The 19,322-nt window shown below is 61.4% G+C and carries 13 protein-coding genes; 2 read left to right on the plus strand and 11 right to left on the minus strand.

Annotated elements, in window-relative coordinates; genetic code table 11:
- Positions 1 to 209 precede the first annotated feature (209 nt).
- Complete coding sequence (locus IPM54_42245) at positions 210 to 1,673, minus strand: response regulator (GenBank protein ID MBK9266396.1); 1,464 nt, start codon at positions 1,671 to 1,673, stop codon at positions 210 to 212.
- Between the two features lie 344 nt (positions 1,674 to 2,017).
- Between IPM54_42245 and obgE the strand changes: the two genes are divergently transcribed.
- Together obgE and IPM54_42255 are read left to right on the plus strand one after the other, a co-directional pair.
- Positions 2,018 to 3,055 (plus strand): GTPase ObgE, encoded by a 1,038-nt coding sequence (obgE, locus tag IPM54_42250; protein ID MBK9266397.1) that lies wholly within the window; start codon positions 2,018 to 2,020, stop codon positions 3,053 to 3,055.
- Between the two features lie 70 nt (positions 3,056 to 3,125).
- Positions 3,126 to 5,552: a protein kinase gene (locus IPM54_42255; protein MBK9266398.1), complete on the plus strand. Its 2,427-nt coding sequence runs from the start codon at positions 3,126 to 3,128 to the stop codon at positions 5,550 to 5,552.
- 172 nt (positions 5,553 to 5,724) lie between these two features.
- On the opposite strand, the gene guaD is transcribed toward IPM54_42255, so the two are convergent.
- The 10 genes from guaD to IPM54_42305 form a co-directional block, all read right to left on the minus strand.
- Positions 5,725 to 6,978: a guanine deaminase gene (gene guaD, locus IPM54_42260; GenBank protein MBK9266399.1), complete on the minus strand. Its 1,254-nt coding sequence runs from the start codon at positions 6,976 to 6,978 to the stop codon at positions 5,725 to 5,727.
- A complete protein-coding gene (locus IPM54_42265; GenBank protein ID MBK9266400.1) occupies positions 6,978 to 7,550 on the minus strand; it encodes a hypothetical protein in 573 nt (190 codons plus the stop codon). Before IPM54_42265 ends, guaD begins: the two co-directional genes overlap by 1 nt.
- A gap of 25 nt (positions 7,551 to 7,575) precedes the next feature.
- Positions 7,576 to 8,673, minus strand: coding sequence for an SUMF1/EgtB/PvdO family nonheme iron enzyme (locus tag IPM54_42270; protein MBK9266401.1), 1,098 nt, complete (start codon positions 8,671 to 8,673; stop codon positions 7,576 to 7,578).
- A gap of 18 nt (positions 8,674 to 8,691) precedes the next feature.
- Positions 8,692 to 10,818 (minus strand): sulfatase-like hydrolase/transferase, encoded by a 2,127-nt coding sequence (locus tag IPM54_42275; protein ID MBK9266402.1) that lies wholly within the window; start codon positions 10,816 to 10,818, stop codon positions 8,692 to 8,694.
- Positions 10,819 to 10,957: 139 nt separating this feature from the next.
- Positions 10,958 to 12,229: a hypothetical protein gene (locus IPM54_42280; GenBank protein ID MBK9266403.1), complete on the minus strand. Its 1,272-nt coding sequence runs from the start codon at positions 12,227 to 12,229 to the stop codon at positions 10,958 to 10,960.
- Positions 12,230 to 12,247: 18 nt separating this feature from the next.
- Positions 12,248 to 12,844, minus strand: a complete 597-nt coding sequence (locus IPM54_42285) for a hypothetical protein (protein ID MBK9266404.1) — start codon at positions 12,842 to 12,844, stop codon at positions 12,248 to 12,250.
- Positions 12,841 to 13,944, minus strand: coding sequence for a hypothetical protein (locus tag IPM54_42290; GenBank protein ID MBK9266405.1), 1,104 nt, complete (start codon positions 13,942 to 13,944; stop codon positions 12,841 to 12,843). Before IPM54_42290 ends, IPM54_42285 begins: the two co-directional genes overlap by 4 nt.
- Positions 13,945 to 14,036: 92 nt before the next feature.
- Positions 14,037 to 15,539, minus strand: a complete 1,503-nt coding sequence (locus IPM54_42295) for a serine/threonine protein kinase (protein ID MBK9266406.1) — start codon at positions 15,537 to 15,539, stop codon at positions 14,037 to 14,039.
- A gap of 114 nt (positions 15,540 to 15,653) precedes the next feature.
- The gene (locus IPM54_42300; GenBank protein ID MBK9266407.1) at positions 15,654 to 18,182 is read right to left on the minus strand and encodes a HEAT repeat domain-containing protein; all 2,529 of its coding nucleotides are present in this window, start codon (positions 18,180 to 18,182) and stop codon (positions 15,654 to 15,656) included.
- A 47-nt stretch (positions 18,183 to 18,229) separates the two neighbouring features.
- On the minus strand, positions 18,230 to 19,279 hold the full coding sequence (locus tag IPM54_42305; protein ID MBK9266408.1) for a hypothetical protein: 1,050 nt from the start codon (positions 19,277 to 19,279) through the stop codon (positions 18,230 to 18,232).
- Between the last annotated feature and the right edge of the window lie 43 nt (positions 19,280 to 19,322).

Consider the following 19,322-nt stretch of genomic DNA (forward strand, 5'->3'; position numbering starts at 1 on the left):
TTCGCCGTCCACGCCCGCCCGGAAATTCGTTCACTTTCTCACGCAATTTTCCACGCGCCTCTGCTCCCGCCTTTCGCTTTTCCTGACGCCGGTCCACGGCCACGTACAAATATGTTCACTTTCTCACGCCAATTTCTACGCGCATGTGCACCGCGCGGTCACTTTGTTTGCAGGTTGACTCGAAAGTCGCTCTGGTGGCCTGCCAAGCCTCACGTCGCCCCATGCAGCCGCGGTAAATGCACGCGCACCGCCGTCCCCTCACCTTTTTTCGTGTCGACGACGACGCGACCTGCGTGTTGTTCCACGAGCTTTCGTACGATGGCGAGACCCAAGCCCGTACCAGCCGGTTTCGTCGTGAAAAATGGATCGAAGATCTCTGCCAAAATATGCGGATCCACACCAGGCCCCGTATCCGCAATGCCAAGCCATACCTCGCGCTCGTCACCTCCCGAAAATGCGCGCAATTCGCCTCCATCCGGCATCACGTCGAGCGCATTGACGACGAGGTTCAGCACGACTTGCTTGAGTTTTTCCACATCACCCAGCGCCATGACGGTGGGATCGAATTCGCGGACCAATTTGATGTGATGCGACGCAATCGCTTCGGCTTCGAGCTCGAGTACGTCCTCCACGACGCGTGACAAATCGACCGGCTCGCGCTGCGGAGCGCGCGGACGCGCAAGCTCGAGAAAGTCGGTCAAGAGGCGCTCGAGCCGCTTGATTTCGCTCTCCACGATACGCACGCGAGCCCTGAGGGGGTCTCGCGCCGCGCTCTCCGATAGCCTGTCGATACCGCGGCCGAGCAAATGCAATTCGAGCACCGCGGCATTCAAAGGATTCCGAATCTCGTGCGCAAGACCCAACGCAAGCGGCGCCATTGCATTCAGCGCCTCGGCCAATTGTGCCCGGCGTTCGAGCGCCCGGCGTTCGGTGACGTCGATACCAATGCCATACACGAGGTCCACTCGATTTCCTGAACCCTTCACGGCACTCAAATGCCAGCGCACGATACGAATGGCACCCATCGCGTCGCGCAATCCCACTTCGACATCTCGTGGGGTTCCTTCGTCCCGCACGCTCATGAAAGCTTGAGCGAACCTGCGCCGGCCATCTTCCTCGAGCGTGTTTTCAGCGAGATTGCTGCTCACCGCTTCCTCCGTCGATATGCCCGTCACGGCCGCAATGCGAGGATTCCACAAAGTCACTCGACCACGCGCATCGAGGCCCACGATGAGCACGTCGGCCGCGTCGACGATGGCACGATAACGCCTTTCGAGCTCTTCGCGCTCTCGTTTGAGCGCCACTTTTTCGAGCGCTTGCGCGACCGTCGAAATGAGCTCGGCAGGACGAAACGATTTCAAAACGAACGCGAACGCACCGGCCCTCAGCGCCGCAATCGCAATGTCGACCGTCGCATTGCCCGTGAGCAAGACGATTTCTCCATGCGGGCACGATTCGCGCAAAGGTCGGATCAGATCCACGCCGCTTTCGTCGGGAAGCTTTACATCGACGACCGCCACGTCGAAGCCTTCGCGATCAGCGTGCTCGCGCGCTTGCCGACCCGTCGGCGCAAGCGCCACTTCGGCCCCGAGCTCGCTCGCCCCTTCGAGCACGTCACGCAGGTTTTTTGCCAGGTTCTGATTGTCGTCGACGATGAGAATCCGCGCCGTCAAGGTCACATCCTCCGTAGGAGATGCGTATCACATCTGGAGTTGGATTTGAAACCAGGCCAGGACTTGGCACGCTCGCTTCGCGGGCGTGGGACGCCCGCTTCGCGAGGTGTTTACGGGGGGGGCCTGGGGGGGCTTGAAGCCAGGCCACCGGGGGGGGACGCCCGCTTCGCGAGAGTTTTGTTTACGATGGGGGGGCCCGAGGCTCGCCTCCCGGTGCTTTTGCTGCGCAAAAGCACGGCGAGGCTCGGGCCCCCCCATACCCCCCCGAGGTCGAATCGCACCCAAGTCATCAAATTCGCGCGCGGGCTTTGCTTTGCCGAGAAGCGTGGTACAAGCCGCGTGCGATGCGGTTCGTGGACGAATGTCGAGTCAAGGTCGTGGCGGGCAGCGGCGGTAACGGATCCGTCGCATTTCGCCGCGAAAAGTATGTTCCTTTCGGCGGCCCTTCGGGCGGCGACGGAGGTCGCGGCGGCGACGTGGTGCTCGAAGGAGACTCGGGCATGAGCACGCTGCTCGACTTCGTCTACGCCCGAAAGGTCGAGGCGGAACGCGGCGAACACGGGCAAGGCAAAGAAAAGTACGGGCGCGGCGGAGCCGATCGCGTGGAACGCGTGCCACTCGGAACGCAGATCTACGACGCGGAAACAGGCGAGCTCATCGCGGACGTGACCGAGCACGGTCAACGCGTGGTGGTGGTGAAAGGAGGTCGCGGCGGACGTGGAAACATGCACTTTGCGACGCCCGAAGAACGAGCGCCACGCCGCGCCGAAAAAGGCGAACCCGGCGAAGAGCGCGAACTTCGTTTGGAGCTCAAAGTATTGGCCGACGTGGGTCTCGTGGGTTTTCCGAACGCCGGCAAGAGCACGTTTGTCTCGGCCGTGTCCCACGCTCGGCCGAAAATTGCCGACTACCCCTTCACGACGCTGACGCCGCATCTGGGTGTCGTGGAAGTCGGCGGCGGGCGGCGAGCTGGCGGGGCGTCGTTTGTCGTGGCGGACATCCCGGGGCTCGTTCCGGGCGCGAGCGAAGGCGTAGGCTTGGGGATTCAGTTCTTGCGTCACCTCGAACGTACGGGAGTTCTTCTGCACCTCGTGACGCTCGATCACGGTGAAGGACGTGATCCATTGAAGGATTACCGAGCCATTCGCAAGGAAATCAAGAAGTACAGTGAAGAGCTCGCTGCGCGTCCGGAAATCGTCGCGCTGTCGAAAGCGGACCTTCCGGACGTGCGTGAAGCGTACCCGGCGCTCAAAAAACGGTTTGGCCGGGCCAAGATCCCGCTGCACCTCATCAGCGCGGCGACGGGCGACGGGATGCCGGAAATCATTGCGGCCCTATGGGACATCGTGAAGGCAAACAAGAAGGCGACGTCGAGCGCGTGATGAAAAACTTGACCCATCTTGGCGTTCGGTCGTAACGTTTCGCTCTTCTCGCCGTGAAAGGGGCCCGCGGATGGGCGAACATCGAGGAGGACCCGAAAGCAATCCAGGCGGAACGCACTTTGCGCCCGGTACCGTCGTAGGTGGCAAGTTCACCTTGCAGCGCGTCATCGCTTTCGGTGCCATGGGCACGGTGTTCGAGGCTCGGGACATGTTCGTCGAGCGGCAAGTGGCGCTCAAGTTGATGCACCCGCACCTTGCGTTCGATGCGAACATGGTGACTCGGTTCCGGCGCGAGGCGCAAGCGGCGGCACGGATTCACCATCCCAACGTGGTGATCGTGTTCGAGGTGGGCAAACACCGTGACACTGCGTTTTACATTGCGCAAGAGCTACTCCTGGGAAAAACCCTTCGCCAACACCTCGATGCCCGACGGTCGCTGGATTTGGCCGAAGCCATATCGATTGCCGTTCCCGTCATGGGGGGGCTTGCCGCAGCGCACGCGTGCGACATCGTGCATCGCGACCTGAAGCCGGAGAACGTGGTTTTTTCGCGCACGTCGACGGGCGAATTCATTCCCAAAATCATCGACTTCGGTATCGCCAAGGTCCATCACGACATCGGGACGAACGTGCTTTCGCATTTCGGCACGCTGATGGGAACGCTCCAATACATGTCGCCCGAACAAGTGGACGGCAAACCGGTGGATGCTCGGGCCGACGTGTGGGCGATGGGCGTCATGCTTTACGAAATGCTCACGGGCGAGCGGCCTTTCGATAGTGACAATGCGGGTGCCGTTTTGCACATGATATTGACCAAGGTGCCCGCGCCGCTCGAAGCGAAAGCGCCGCACGCAGCGCCGTTTTCGGCGGCCATTCATCGAGCGCTCAGCAAAAACCCGGACGAACGTTTTCCGCACATGCAAGCGTTCCAGGACGAGCTCATTGGTATTCGTGATGCCGCTCGAGTGCCCATCATCGCGCTTCGCGACAAACCGCGTTCGACGACGCTCGTGGGGCTCAACGCCGCAGTCGCTCCACCGTCGAAGACCGAGCTCGATCCGAAGAGGCTCATCAGCGAAGAACAGAAAAAGGACGAGACGCGCAGGATTCGACCAGCGTCGGCATCGCACGACGGTGAAGGGCCCATTTCGTTCACGCCGATGCTTCAGCCCGAAATGGAATGGCGCGACGAACCCATGTCCAACTCGGTCCGGGAAGTGGACTGGATCGAGCAAGCCGAACATGCATTGTCCGTCAATGCGCTTCGTTATGCGGCAGATTCTGCCGAGCGCGCGTTTTCGGCTCCGGACATTTCGCACGAAGTGCAGGCGCGCATGTGGCTCGTGCAGGCCATTGCCAAGTACTGGCTCGGTGAATTCGTGCAGGCTTACGATGCAGCCGAAAAGGCGAAAAAGAGGCTTTCGCCGGGCAGCACGGGATGGCATGCAGCGTTCGGGCACCTCGTGATTGCCGCCGGGCACTTGGGTCGAAAGCCGGTGCTCTTTGCCGCCGCGAAAGAACTCGAAACGCTGGCGAAAAACACGGGAGGAATCACGAACCAAGCGCATCTCGTATCGGGCTGCCGGCTGGCGGTTTTCGCCATGCGCACGGGACTCGTGGAAATTGCCCACAGGCTGATGCGTGAAGCGGTCCATTCTTCGGAAAATACGGCAGACACAGCGCCCTTCGTACGCGCATGGATCGACGTCGCATCAGCGGAAATCGCCCTGCATTCTGGTGATCTCACGGCATATGTGCAACACATTCATTCAGCCGTGGAGCTTTTTACGTCGGCCAGTGATTTGCGTAATGCGTGCCTGCAGCGCGCAAATTTGGGCAATGGATTCCTTCAGCTCGGCGCTCACGAGCTTGCCGCCAGCGCGCTCGAAGAGAGCATCGGTATTGCCGAACCGATGCAGCTTGCCTTCATTTCCGGCGTAGCTCGGGCAAACCTGGGCATTTCGCTCGCGAACCTCGGACGCATCGACGAAGGCATTCAGTCGCTCACGGTGGCGCTCGAACATTCACGCGTGCAAGGAAACGTGCGCGCGGAAGCGTATGCCATGACGTACCTCGCGCGAATGCTCGCCACGCAAAACCAAGTCGAAGTGGCGCTCGCATCCGCAAAACAAGCGGCTCATTTGGCTGAAAACGTACCGGGCCTGCGCGGGTTTGCCCTGGCGGTCCAAGCCGACATTTTGCTCACGCAGGGACAACCCGCTGCAGCGCTCGATCTGGCAACGGCGGCCATGGGCATTTTGCAGGAGCTCGAAGGCGTAGAAGAAGGCGAATCGCTCATTCGCGTGGTGCACGCGCTCGCGCTCCGAGGCATTGGGCACGCGCAAGAAGGCAAGCGGTGGATCAACATGGCGCGACGCGGGCTACGCGCCAAGGCCGCACGAATCAGCGATGAACGCTGGCGTCAATGCTTTCTCGAAAACGATCCCGACAATGCGCGGCTCATTCGAGTGGCAGCGCAGTGGGCGCAGCTTTCGTAGACGTACCGAATCCGGGTCTTGATTTGCACGCTCGCTTCGCGCGCGTGGGACGCGCGCTGCGCGAGGCCAGTTTACGATGGGGGGCTCGCAGGCGGCTCTATAAGTCTTTTGGGTCTACGACCCAAAAGACGAGCCGACTGCTCTGCCCCCCATACCCCCCGAAAGGGCGCTTTCAAACCAATTGTTTCCCGCGCACGTACGTTTCGCGCACGAGGGCCGTATCGCTGCCGAAGACGACACGCGAAAGCACGTTCGCCTCGCCGTTCACGTAATCCGGTAGCTCAATCAAACAAATGTCCGCATCCTTGCCCGGCTCGAGGCTCCCAATGGCCTTTTCCATCCCGAGCGCTTCGGCACCACCCAGCGTTCCCAGCCGGAATAGGTCCGCTGGTGCAACTCGATCGCCCAAACAAAGCGCATTGTCATACGCCGACGACAAAATGCGCCGCACGTCGAACGTTCGTCCCGCCGCAACGTCGGTCCCCACGGCAACTCGAATCCCCCGCCGCTGCGGCTCGCTCAATCGATGCCGACCACTGCCAAGGAAAAAGTTCGAATCGGGGCAATGCACCACGCGCGCGTCGTGGTCGCGAATCCTATCCCATTCCGAGCTCGACAAATGAATGGCATGCGCCAGAAGAGAACGCGAACCAAGGAGGCCCGTTTTTTCGTATACGTCGAGATAATCGTTTGCCCAGGGATGAACTTCGAGCGCCGCATCCACTTCGTCGGCATTCTCGGAAATGTGCGTCTGCACATATAATTTTTTATCGTGAGCAAGCTGCGCTGCACCTTCCAAAAGGGCACGAGAACATGTTGGTGCAAATCGAGGCGTCATGGCAAATGCAAGGCGTCCATGATCGTAACCATGAAATGCCTGGACGAGCTCCGCGGCAGCCTCGAGCGCTCGATCGGCAGGCACGCGTAGCGCGTCGGGGCAGTTTTGATCCATGAGCGTGAGACCCGCAATGGCGCGAATGCCGCTTTGGGAGAGCATTTCAAAAAGCACCCTCGTCGCTTGGGGACTCGAGCTGGAATATAACACCGCCGTCGTCGTGCCAGCCGATGCCAATCGCTGCACGAGCTCTTCGGCAACCGTACGAGCATGTTTTACATCGACAAACCGGGCTTCTTCGGGAAAAACCGTACGTTCGAGCCATGGCAAGAGGGGGCCCGATGCGCTGCCAATGACGCGGATTTGTGGGAAGTGCAAATGCGCGTCGACAAACCCTGGCGAGATGAGCCACGGGCGCACGTCGCGCACGGTCACGTCACGCGCAAGATCGAGCGAATACGCGTCGACTTCGGCAATTCGGCCTTGGTCGTCCAGAACGACCAGGCCATCTTCGAGGTACCGAAGGCCGGCTGCGTCCGCACATGCCGTCAATACCTTGCCACGAAATCCCGTTTTCAATGGTCCCCCCATTAGCGACTGTCGACGTTGTCTCGACGCATCCACCCCATCATTGCGCCTTCCCCACGGAGCACGAGCACCCAGCCGCCAGACTCCTTCATGACGAAAATGGTTTCACCGGCACGAACCTCGCCCATTTCAACCGACCGCTCCGATGGCTGACCATACAATTTAGCATCCATTCGTGCAGAGGCGGCTCGAAGCTCGATTTTTCCGCCACCATCGCGATTGTCATCGTCTTCGGTATCGTCCTCGATGACTCCGTGGCGGCCCCGAAATGGCTCTCTTGGTCGAGGTTCCGATTCGAATTCGTCGTCACCTTGGAAAAAGTCGATCGGCGCCTGGGGCTGCTCATCGTCCGCGTTGGGCGAACGGAACGAAATGGGCTGCATGAGCCGCCTGGCGGCTGGGCGTGCGAGCGCGGAGACCGCCGTCCATGCAAAAATCACGATGCTTGCAAAGAGCAAGAGGCGCGTTGCAAGCTCCATCCATTTGATTCTCGATTGAACCGGCGAAATGGGCGGTGTGGCACTCGCCTCGGCATGCCCATCGGGAGGCGGAGGAGGTGATTGCGTCACGGCCATACGCGCGGTCCAAGAATCTGTACCTTCATTGCGCTTCCCTCGGCAATGGCGCCGCCGCTCCATCCGCGGAAAAACGCTTTTCGATGAGCGTCGTGCCCATGTCGGCGCAGCAGCGGAACCCCTGCTGATAAAACGTGTGGTTTTCGTCGTGCGATCGCGTCGATGGGCGACATCGCGTTCGTACCGGTCCCCAATATCCGCCCTTCAATATCGACGGTCTTTCCCACGTGCGCACGCCGCGCGTCCATTCATCGACGTTGCCCGTCATGTCGTACACGCCAAAGGGGCTCTTGCATCGAGGCCGCGAGCCACTCGCGACGCCCTGCCACAACCTGTCGAGCTCGTTCATGGCGCGGAGCGAATCGCGAGGTTGCATGGCGGTTTCATTGTAGGGGCGCCATTTGTTGTCGATGACGCAAGCTTCGGGGTCGCGAACATAACCGTAAGGATACGGTTGCGCCTCGTCACCTTCACAAGCAAACGTCCATTCACTTTCATCGCAAAGTCGTTTGCCTTGGGCAGTGCACATGTCGCTGGCTTCGTTGAAATTCACCAAAATGACTGGAAATGCGCCGCGTTCGTTCGGATATTCAAAACGATCCATACAGAAATGCATGGGCTTCGTGGTCAATTCCTTGGAAATCGCAAGCCACTTGTCGCGATCGAAAACGGCACAACGCTCGGGATAGTCCCGGTTGATCCATTTCGTGCACGTCGTCTTCTGCATCTCTTCGACAGACTTGCCGTCGTATGCCGCCGTGGGCGAAGGATCGACCTTCATGTTGCCTTTGACTTCAATCATGCCGGATGGGCATAGGCCGCGGTTTCCTTCGAGCATGTCGGTCGTGCTCATGGGCTCCGCGGATGATTTCGTAACGATCTGCCAATGCTTGCCTTTCACGAGTCGCCATTCGTGCGCGAGCGGTCGAGGCAACGCACCTTTGATGGCTCCGAGCGCAAGCTGAAGCGGAAGCCCCTGCCTCTGGGTGTAATGAAGCACGACCGAGGCGCCCACGGAGGCGCCCACGACGACACCCGCAACGACGCCGAGACCCGCAGCGATCTGAAGCTGGCGGGAGGACCATCGCTTCGAAGATTCATTGGGCGCAGGGGAATTTGGCATGGCGCTTGGACGGCCTTTCTATGGCGTCGTTCCAATGTCGGACAGAAGCTTCTCGAGGCGCGTGACGACGTCCACGTGCTCGGCAGATACATCCTTGGCTTCCCGCGGATCGGCTGCAAGGTCGAAAAGAAAGTTGCGATTTTGCTTCTTGCGCTCCTGAACGATGAGCTTGTAAGGCCAATCGATCAAGGCCGCTCGTTTGGGCCCGTATGCAGCGACCGGGGCACGTTTCGGTGCCGCCGGATCGAGGCGAGCATGGGATACGAGCGAGACGCCCACGACGCCATCGGCTGGCGCACCTGCAATGGCAAGCACCGTGGGTGCAACATCGAGCGTCGTCACGGCCGCAGCATCATACCGACCAGGCTTTCCGTCGGGCAATACGACGACGAGCGGCACCCGAAGCATCTCTTCGTAAAGCTCGGTGCCGTGCCCCTTCGTCCCGTGTTCGCCGAATCCTTCGCCATGGGAGCCGTGAACGACCCATGCCAATGGTCGCGGACGATTCCACTTCGCCACGAAGGCCGCAATTTGGCCGATCTGTTTGTCCACGAACGCTATTTCGCCGTCGTACAATCCCGACGCCCCACGACCAAAACGCGGCCCAGCGTGCTCTTGGTACTTTTCGTGCGCGTCGAAGAGGTGGACCCAAAGAAAAATGGGAGCGTCCTTGGGGCCGAATTCGTCGAGGATCGATAACGCCGAACGTGTCGCCAATGCCCCCGTGACGCTGCGCTCGGGGTGTTCTTCCCGAAACACCATCTCGAATCGATCGAACCCCTGAGAAAAACCCTTCTCGTCGCTGATCCACGTAAAAGAAGCGACCGCGCCCGTCGCGTACCCAGCTCGCTTCATTCGTTCGGCCACCGTATCGATGTCCGCTGGAATCGCCGGCCATTCACGACGTTCCTTCACCGTTTGCGACAGCGGTTTGCCCGATACGAGCGGCATGAGCGCACGCTGCGTATCGCTCCCAGGCCCGTACGCGTGCTCGAAAACGACGCCGCGCGCCGCGAGCTGCTCGAGGTGCGGGGTCGTCTTGTGCTCGTACCCGTACACGCTCGTACGATCCGCTCGCACGGTGTCGAGCGTAATCAGCACGATGTCCGGCACCGACGACGAAGAAGCCGTTTTCGGCGCGGCGGCCGGTCGAGGCGTCGCCGATGCAGCCGACGCTGCCGGTGCTGCGGAAGCCGCGGCAGGCACGGTTTGTCCGGGTAGTGCCGCATTCGCACGAGCATCGGTGCCATCGCAATCCTGATCGATTCCATCGCCAGGAACGTCCTCGGCCCCGGGATGTCGACGCGGATCGCCTTCGTCGCAATCGTCACCACCGAAATGCGCACCAACACCATCGCCATCGCGATCGGTCCACTTTTCGAGCGCCGAAAGCAACGTCGCGGCGAGCCCTCCACCCGTTTGCACGGATCGGCCAAGCTCTGGCGAAGAAGCAAGACGCGCCGACGCGGTGATCATGAGCACCGCGGCAAACGGAACTCCGAGCAACGAGGCGAACTTGCTGTGCTGCGCACGAAGCTCGATCGACGCGGCAAGGGCTGTAGCCACGAGCACGATGGCGAGATCGACGAGGGCTGCTCCAACCGAACCTGCGCCCCGATCTTTCGATGCGCGCGCCAAAGAGATCGCCAAGAGCACGAGCGGCAAGACGGACACGATCGCACCGCCTGCGGCCACCAGAACCGGACGAACCCCGCGGGAAACGAGGTTTTGACCGAGGTCCACCATGCGTCGCGCAACGAGCGCGCAGGCAATCACGACGCCTAGGCCCACGACACCAAACGTCGCGCCGCCGAGTCCACGATGATGCGTCAGCGCTTTGAGCAGCGCCGCAACGACGCTGAGCGCAGGCAGCGCGAGCCCCACGAGCAGCGCGATGCTGAGCGTTGCAACGGCTCCCGCACGCGCGCCCATGACGCCTCGAAGCCCGCGCCCCGCAGCTCGCAAGAGCACGACGAGGAGCGAGACGAACGGGAGCAGGGCAGCGGTACCTACGAGCAATCCGTCGAGTAGCCCGCCACCGGAGACGTGCGTGCGCAGTGCCGTCGGGACGGCCGCGAGTGCAGCGACGGAGAGCGCGAGCATGCACGCCTCGCCGAGGCGCATGGTCCAGCCTGAGTTTGTCATGCGAAACGAACCGACTCGTTCATGGCGGCCACGGCGTAGCACCTGGGAAGGACGCGGAAAAGACAAGACTCGTGCACCGTACGGATGGGAACCGAGTCAGCGATCTGAACGGGGAGAACTGAAACCAAGTCATCTGATTTTAGGGACAAACCAGCTTGCAAACCGTGGCAACCTTGTCCACGCAGCTCTGATCCCACGTGTTGCAGCAGCAGCCCGGATCCTGAGCGCAAATGTCGTCGATGCACGAAACCTGCGCGGCGCCGACGTTCTGCGGCGAACAATCCTTGACGCTTAAAGCAGCACCCGGACTGCAAATGCTGTGCGAACAACCACCATCGCAGCACAACCCCGCATTACACGTCCCCGAACAACACTCGGCGTCGTCGTTGCATGCCGCTGATGCCGGAGAGCAATCCGTGCATACGTCATTGCTGCAGAAACCACTGCAGCACTTGTACGCCTCCGCGGTCGTGCACGCGGTGCCGGTCGGAGCGCATTGGCAAGCGGATCCGTCGCAATAAAGGCCGCAACACTCGCTGTCGGCGCCGCACGAATCGCCGTACTTCTTGCACGAAAGGTCCGCGCAACGTTGATCGGCCGGGTTGCACTCGCCCGAACAGCACTGACCGTCCGCGGAACAAGCAATGCCGTCGGGGAAACATCCGAGGCTGCCGCAAATCCCGCGGCTCGTATCACAAGCATCCTGGCAGCAATCGAGGTCCGACAAACACAACTCGCCCGACGCTACGCAGCCGAATTTGCGGCACACGCCATTGCTGCATTTGCCCGAGCAACAATCGACGTCGTTCGTGCATGCCGACCCGCGAAGGCCACAAGCCATCGAGCAAACGCCACCGACGCAGATTCCGCTGCAACAATCTGCACTTGCAAGACACCCTTCGCCGATCTGCGCACAAGTCGGGTTCCCACCCCCGACGCACTTGTTGCCATTGCAAGAACCGGCACAACAATCAGCGTCGCGGTCACAAGGCGCATCCTTCACGAGGCAGCAGGATTGACCCATGCACGTGGCAACTCCCGCCGCAAAACCACAACATTGCGCGCTCGTACCGCAGTCTTCACGAAGCGCGTGACAAAAGAGCGGTTGGTCGAGACAAGCGCTCAGGTTCTGGCAATCGTCGAGACAATCTGCGAAGCGCTCGATGAATGCGTCGCGAGCATCGGAGTCCGCGGTGCCAAGCTGGCCGTCGACGTGACGACGACAACCGACGAACGCTTCGGATCCGTAACAACGGTCGTGAAGTGCACAGATCTCGTCGGAAACGCCCGTGTACTCATCGACGCCGAGCACACCGAGACAACTGGCTGCAAGCAGCGAAAATGCAGCAGCCAGACCAAAAGCAAGCGGCCTTTTCGAAGCAAGCGAAGGAGCGGAAAACAGCCAAGACATCGCTACCTTCGCCTCCCTTCAAGGTGCATCGGCCAAACACGCAGCCAGCGCCGGCTGACACGCACCGCCGAGACACTTGCTGCACGCATCGGATCCGTTGTTCGACAAGTGGCCCGTGCCTTGACAAACCTTGGTGCATTCGTCCGGGCAAGCTTCGCACGCACAGCGCCTCAATTCGCCAAGAAGCGCGTTGCCCGTCACGCACACGTTGCCACTACCGCTATCACGCGCGACTTCAGAGCACGTGCGACACGATTCACACGTGCCCGTCGTGCAGGTGAGTTTGTCGTCATTCCAAGAGCAACATTCGCATCCCGTACGTTTTTCGCGACAAGCTGGTACGTCGCCGTAACACTCGTCCGCACGGTCGCAGCTCACGCCGCACTGTTTGTCCTGAAATACCCTGAGCCACGCTTCCCGCTCGGTGTCGTTTGCAAATGACAACCGCTTGTTGGCGCTACCAGCGCAATCCTGCAGTGATTCGAAACCCGGGCATTGGCAAATGAGCGTGATGGCATGGTCGTAACCATCGAGCTCGAGCATGGTTGCGCATCCGACGGCAAACAATCCGGCGACGAACAATGCCACGACGCGATGCGCGTAAGGTCGTTTCACAACTTGCCCCCAAACACGAAACCGCCCCCCGTCGGCCCCGCCCAGGGACTCACCCATACGGCCGAGGGAGACAGGATTCGATGCCGATCGATGACACGACGACCGTTCGCGGTCTGCTTCGAGGCTCCGGGCGATGCCGGAGACGTCGAGGGCGCGGCAAAAAACAACGTGGCCCCCACGGAAAAAGCAATGATCCCGCCGAGCCCAATCCACTGGCCTGCTTCGGCATACGTTCGCGCCGCTTGAATGGACTCCATGCCCTTGGGCGTGCAGAAGCCGTCGACACACGCGTTCGCTTCATTGGCTTCGTCGCGCTTCAAAAGCGCACCGAGCTCGAGTCCCCCGGCCGTCAGAAGCGCCGCCAAACCGATACCTCCAACGACGAGCCCCGCTTTTCGCTGGGGACCCCACGCAGACGACGAATCATCATCGGCCGAACGCCTCGGATGCGCGCGATTGAGCGCAACCATGTCGAGCGGGATCTCGGTTTTCTTGCCGTCATCCGTGACGCGCACCGTCTTTTCGAAAAGCACCACACCGTCGTCTCGACGCACGACGAGCTTGTGATCGAGCGGATCGGTGGGCATTTCCGACCCAAACGCACCCGGCGCAAGCTTGGCGCCGTCCCATAAGACATCGATGCCGGGCACGGCGTTGTAGACACGAACGACGACCTTGGGCAGCCGAGGAAAGAGCGCTTCGCGGCGTTCTTTGGCGTAGTCGAGGCGCGGGTCCTTGTCCCGTTGCGCCTGCTCCATGGCCGCGCCCCACGTCGACCACGACGTCGCAATACGTCCCGCCTTCTCGTAACAATCGGCGAGGTTGAGCAAAGTGCCGAGCGTCGGGTCGAGCTTGTAGCTCGCGTCGTACTTCGGACATGCCTCGGCGTACTTGCGTTCGGCCACGAGCTGTTTGCCTTGCTGGAACAGAGCTTCGGCAGCGACGGGATCACCCGCGGATGCATCCGCCACGGCGACGACGAGAAGGCTCGCCGTGATGAGCAAGCGGGTTCGGATCGACAAACAGCCGAGCTTCATGCGATGACACGTCCAGCGAGAGGGAACGACGAGCGCGGCCGCAACTCGAACATTGGGCAGCACTTCCGAACGTATCTATAACCGACTGATTTCGGAAACCGAAACAAAGGGCCAGCATCGAGGGGAGGTGGTGGTTCGACGCGCCCGCTGCCCGATCAGTGACGACCAAAAAGCGGATCGGACGGGGGCTTCTTGCGCCTGATCTTGATGGGTGTCGTCGCGGGTGCAGCAGGAGGTGTCGCCGCCGACGATGCTGTCTTCGTAGCCGGGTTGGCAGCATCCGCGCTCGTAGCAACGGCAGGCGTGGCTGCAGATGGCACGGCGGGCGCTGCACTGGTCGTGGCCTGCGCTGACGGAACCGCGACGGCTGCAGGTGCCATCGCTGGAGACGTCGGTGATGCGGCAGGTTTGTCCTCGTTCGACCTGCTCCCGTCGACGACCGGCGCGTTCTGAGAAACGAACCGCCACATGAAAAACAGCACGGCGGCGATGATGGCCAACGTCGTCAAGGCTGCGACGAACTTTGTGTTTCCACGCGCAGAAAGCCGTGGCGGAGGAAGGGACGACGACGTGCCGATTTGCCCCGTCAGCGTGAACGGTCCGCCCGATTTCTTCTTGTCTGCATCCGACGATGGAGCATCCGACGGACGTTCCGACAGAAGATCCTTTCGCAAATCGTTCATCGTGACGGCGTGCGACGATGCCGGCGGCAGGAGTTTTTCCAGGACGAACCGCCCCGTCGGACGATCGGTCATCGACGGCAGCTCGACCACGCCAAGAGCCTTGGCAAGCGCCGTGACGGCTTCACCCGCCGACGCGTAACGATCCGATGACTCGCGGGCACAACACACGGCAAACCACGCATCGAAGTCGCGCCCGAGCGGCGAACCGTGCTCGCTCGGAATGGGCATCGGCTCATACGCAATCTGCGCGATGAGATGGGTGATCGTTTCAGCGGTCCAGATGTCGCGCGCCGTCAGCAGACGATATGCGATGATGCCGAGTGCCCAGACATCCGTTTGGGGACAAACTTTCGAGCTGTCGGCCTTGGCTTGTTCCGGGGACATGTAGAGCGGCGTGCCGAAGATCTGTCCCGTCGTGGTTGCTGCGGATCGCACGAGCTCGCGCGACGCATCACCCGTGATTTTGGCAATGCCGAAATCGAGGATCTTGATGCATGGAGTGCCGTCTTCACGTGTCGTGAGAAAAAGGTTTTCCGGCTTGAGATCGCGGTGGATGATGCCGAGCGCGTGGGCCTTGTCGAGCGCTCGTGCGGTTTGTCGCAAGTACAGAACCACTTCTTCCGGCGGGAGCGGTCCAAGCTGCTCGACGCGTTTTTCCAAGCCTTCGCCGCGCAAAAACTCCATCACGAGAAACGGCAAGCCGTTGAGATCCTCGGCGACATCCGCGTCCGTCACGCGCACGACGTGATCGCTGTTGATCCTCGCAGGCGTCCGCGCTTCACGCCGAAAGCGCTCGATCGCGACTTTGTCCGATGCAACCGACGCGCTCAGGATCTTCAGCGCAAGCTGTTCGTCGGTGTGTACGTGTTCGACGAGAAAAACCGCACCCATGCCGCCACGACCGAGCTGACGCACGACGCGATAACGCTCGGCAACGAGCGTTCCAGGCTTGATATTCTCGGCCGCGGTGTTCACCTGCGTCACGTACCTCCGAGCAGCTGGAAATTACACGAGTTAGTGTGGCGTATCCATCATTGGATCGCATCTCGGGAACGCAGCAAAAAAACCGCGCGAACAAAAGAGGCTTTCCTATTTACAACCCGACTGCGTCTCGAGTGCCGCTCGTGCCGCTTCCCTTACGTTGCGAGGAGCCTTGGGATCTAGCAGCGGCGCCAAACGCTTGGCCAAATCCTTCGGCTTGACGTCTCCAAGCGCAGCAATGGCCGCTGCTCCAATGAGCCGCTCGCCGTCGGACATGCCCTGCACCGATAGCCGCGCGAGCTTGGTCCACGCGTCAACTCTCGACGCGTCGCACAACACGCCAAGCGCCAGGATCGCGCGCGATCGCACCTCGGCCGACTCCTCATCAGCGTCAGCGATTTGACGCAACGCCGGCATTTGATTCTTCGCACGATGCACGGCCAAGCCATCGATCGCGCGAGCTCGAACATCCGGTGCAGCGTCGCGAAGTGCACCGGCAAGGACCGCGTCGGACGCCGGCGTTGCGGGCAATTGTCCGAGCGATGTCGCTGCACGTACCCGGACAAACGTGAAGGGATCCTTCTTCAGTCGCCCTTCGAGGGCCGCAGTCAGCTCGGCAGACGGCGGCGCAACCTCCGCGTCCTTGTCCGTCGTGCCCAATGCTTCGATGGCGGCTTCGCGCACGCGCACTTCGCCATCGTCGACGGCACGAATGAGCAGCGATCTCAGCGACGGCACGCGACCTGCCACCTGCGCAGCTCGCAAACGCACGTGCGGGTTCTCGTCTTTCGAAAGTGCTTCGGTGAGCAATCCGAGCGCTCGTTCGTCGCCGGATCGCGCTAGCTCCGCAGCAGGCCCGAGAAGCAGATATCGCGTTCGGAAAGGCGCTTCCGGGGCCCACAACGACAAGAAAGCATCTCGGGCACCGGTTACGCTTGGAATACGCGATCCGAGCGAACGAAGGACGTCGACCTTCACGACGTCGGTTCGTGCGGAAAAACGATCGCGTTCGAGCTCGGTGGCGAACACGGACCGCGCACGCTCGTTCTTCGCGGCATGCGCGAGCGACGTGCGCATCTCGCGACGTAAGGCATCGTCGGACGTCGCGAGCTCGTCGATGAGAACGGTCACGGATTCGGCCGGCGCAATCAACGCAAGCTCGGCAGCCGCGGCAACTTTGACGAAAGGTTTCGCCTTTGCGATGAGGTCGGTCAGCGCTGGCGCGGCTGCTCGCCCGCAGCGGCGTACTCGATCGGTCGCGTGAGCAAGGGAGGGATCGACGTCGCTCCTCCGTCGCTTCGGACCTCGTGCTTCGAGCTTTTCGCCCATCGTGCGCACGTAAAACGGCGCATGAGCGGAACACGGCGACGCATCGATGATGCCTTCTGCAAGACGTTGCCCCGATTCGTCCAGTTTGTCGTAGCCCTTCATCGCTGCATCGGCGCCCGCTTTGCCCGCTCGTTCGAGCAGTGCGGCGGCCGCTTTGCTCCGTGGCTGCCCACCCGAAAGCAGCTCGACGAGCGCTTCCGGCGTTCGGTCGTCCAGCGACGTTCGTGCAACCACTTCGGCGATCGTAACGCGCGCGCTGTCGGCGGAAGCCGGGGCAAACGCACTGTCCAGCACGAGCGACAAACACGATGTCGACAATTCGTTTGGGAACGAAATTTCAAATCGTGCGCCAGCTTTGCGCCATGCGTCCTCGGGCAGCGTGACCTCGAAAAGTTTGTCCGATGTCGCAAGGTAAAACACCTTCGGCGCCGCACCAGCGGTGACATCCGTTGTCGGAGGCCGAACGACGAACTCCAGCGACGAGATGGCGATGTCGCTCGATGACGACATCGAAGCGAACTCGCCACGACCGATGCCCGTTTTTGCTTCGGACCAAGCCGTTTCCAGGTCTCCATCGGTGAGCGTGCCGATCGCTTTGCCCACCGCGCTTGATGCCGTCTGCGCACGCAGAAGCGACACGACGGGCAAGGGACGCGGATCGGTGACGAGCTTTGCGGTGAGCTTCACGGCGGCGGCGCGATCGGCCTCCGACAAACTCTGCACACTCGCACCACGCCTGAGCGTCATCGTCGCAGGATCGACGTCGCGCGCGGCGACGAGCGCGGGCCTTCCGCACATCGTTACGTCGTTGCGATGTTCGCCAACGATGATGCGCAGACCATCGTCGAGCTTTTCTTCGACGACGACGTTGACGCGTTCCTCGCCGTATTCGCCTTTGGATTGGCCGGTAAAACCGCTCCAGATGGCGATCGGCGTCTCGCCTTTGCCCGCGGGCGGCGCTGCAAGGAGCATGGTGAAACGCTCGCCGCTGGATCCATCGGCGACGACGCGCACGACGTGGCGCCCGCCGGCAAGCTTCAGCGCGTCGAAACGTGCGCCTTTTTTGATGAGCGCCGCAGCATCGGCAGGCACGTCCATCGAGGTGCCGCCGGTGGGGCTACACCCAGCGGTACCCGGACAAACCTTGGCGACGATGGCCCCGTCGATGGTGGTCGCAGCGAGGGCTTGCTGGCCCGCGGCCGCGGGAGCGACGATGCTGGGGGAAGCGGGAGCCGCGATCGACGTGGATGCGCCGGCGAACCATGTGAGCAGTGCGGAGAAAGGTGCGAGCGCTTTGCGGATGCGCATGGGGCGCATGGTTGCCGTGATGGCGGGCGCGCGCAATGGCTACGCGATCACTTGGGCACTTCGCTCGACGGGATCCAGAATCCGCCGTCGTCCGGGGGCAACACGCCAAGGTGCTTGGGCATGACGTTGGTCCAAGTGGTGACCGTCTCCAAGATGTAAAACTCGGCGCCCGCTTCGATCACGCCCACCGGTTTGGCACTTTCGTCACGCTTGGCGCGGATGGGAATCGGTTGCGTCGCGCGACCCACGAGCGGTGGTTTGTCGAAGGAAAGCGTTGCTCCGGATATCGGCGTCACCGGCGGCGTGTACTGATCCATCATTTCGTCCTTTTTGATCCGCTCGAGGTCCTTCAGCGGAACCCATGCGTCGATGGTCAAGTCGTTGCGCGAAAGGACGTGGACAAACCCCTGACGAATCTTGTCGCCCCAGAAGAGCTGCCCCGTGCCCTCCATCATGTTCAGCGTGAACACCACCTTGCCGTTCGGCTGCTCGTACAGCTCGATCTTCTGCTTTTTGGTCATGTACGACCGACCCTTCGGCGAAAGCTCGATGGGCTGGGGCGCACCTTTGGCCAACGAAAACGCATCGCACGGAGCCGTGGCGCGGACGGTTTGCTTCAACGTACCGCCGACCGCCATCTCCACGGTGAGCGAGCTCTTGGATGCGCGTACGATCTTCACGCGCTGCGCCGAAGAAATCCAAACGGTGGCGCCGTGCACGGATATGTCTTGTGCTGTGTAGAGCGGTAAATTCGACGCCTTCACATACCCTTCGATGCGCAGATTGCCCCTGCCGGTGGAGGTGGCCAGGCGTGCGCGCGACGAACCCGGATCGAATGGAATCTCGAAAAGTGTCATGGGAAGGTAGGCACCGGTCAGGGTCGCGATGAGCTCGCCACCCGTCGCCTGATCGAAAACCTTGGCGCCTTTCACCGGTGGGTATGTGCCCTTGATCAAGCACCCCGGGCCCGTTACGTCCTTGGGCCCGGCAGGTTCACCCGCGAGGGCTTCGGGCACTGGGGACGAGCCGCCCCACATTCCAAATCCAGCCAAAGCCCCCGCAAAAAGCCATCCCAATGCCAAGAGACCACGTTTCATGTTCGTCTCCATTTTCGCTCGCCCCTGTGCCATGTGGATCCAC

Source organism: Polyangiaceae bacterium, from assembly GCA_016715885.1.
Lineage (GTDB): Bacteria > Myxococcota_A > Polyangia > Polyangiales > Polyangiaceae > Polyangium.

Excerpts from the sequence above, each read along its gene's own strand:
- IPM54_42305 (MBK9266408.1), bottom strand. The coding sequence starts at position 19,279 with ATGAAACGTGGTCTCTTGGCATTGGGATGGCTTTTTGCGGGGGCTTTG.
- IPM54_42255 (MBK9266398.1), top strand. The coding sequence starts at position 3,126 with ATGGGCGAACATCGAGGAGGACCCGAAAGCAATCCAGGCGGAACGCAC.
- IPM54_42300 (MBK9266407.1), bottom strand. The coding sequence starts at position 18,182 with ATGCGCATCCGCAAAGCGCTCGCACCTTTCTCCGCACTGCTCACATGG.
- IPM54_42265 (MBK9266400.1), bottom strand. The coding sequence starts at position 7,550 with ATGGCCGTGACGCAATCACCTCCTCCGCCTCCCGATGGGCATGCCGAG.
- guaD (MBK9266399.1), bottom strand. The coding sequence starts at position 6,978 with ATGGGGGGACCATTGAAAACGGGATTTCGTGGCAAGGTATTGACGGCA.
- IPM54_42275 (MBK9266402.1), bottom strand. The coding sequence starts at position 10,818 with ATGACAAACTCAGGCTGGACCATGCGCCTCGGCGAGGCGTGCATGCTC.
- obgE (MBK9266397.1), top strand. The coding sequence starts at position 2,018 with ATGCGGTTCGTGGACGAATGTCGAGTCAAGGTCGTGGCGGGCAGCGGC.
- IPM54_42270 (MBK9266401.1), bottom strand. The coding sequence starts at position 8,673 with ATGCCAAATTCCCCTGCGCCCAATGAATCTTCGAAGCGATGGTCCTCC.
- IPM54_42280 (MBK9266403.1), bottom strand. The coding sequence starts at position 12,229 with ATGTCTTGGCTGTTTTCCGCTCCTTCGCTTGCTTCGAAAAGGCCGCTT.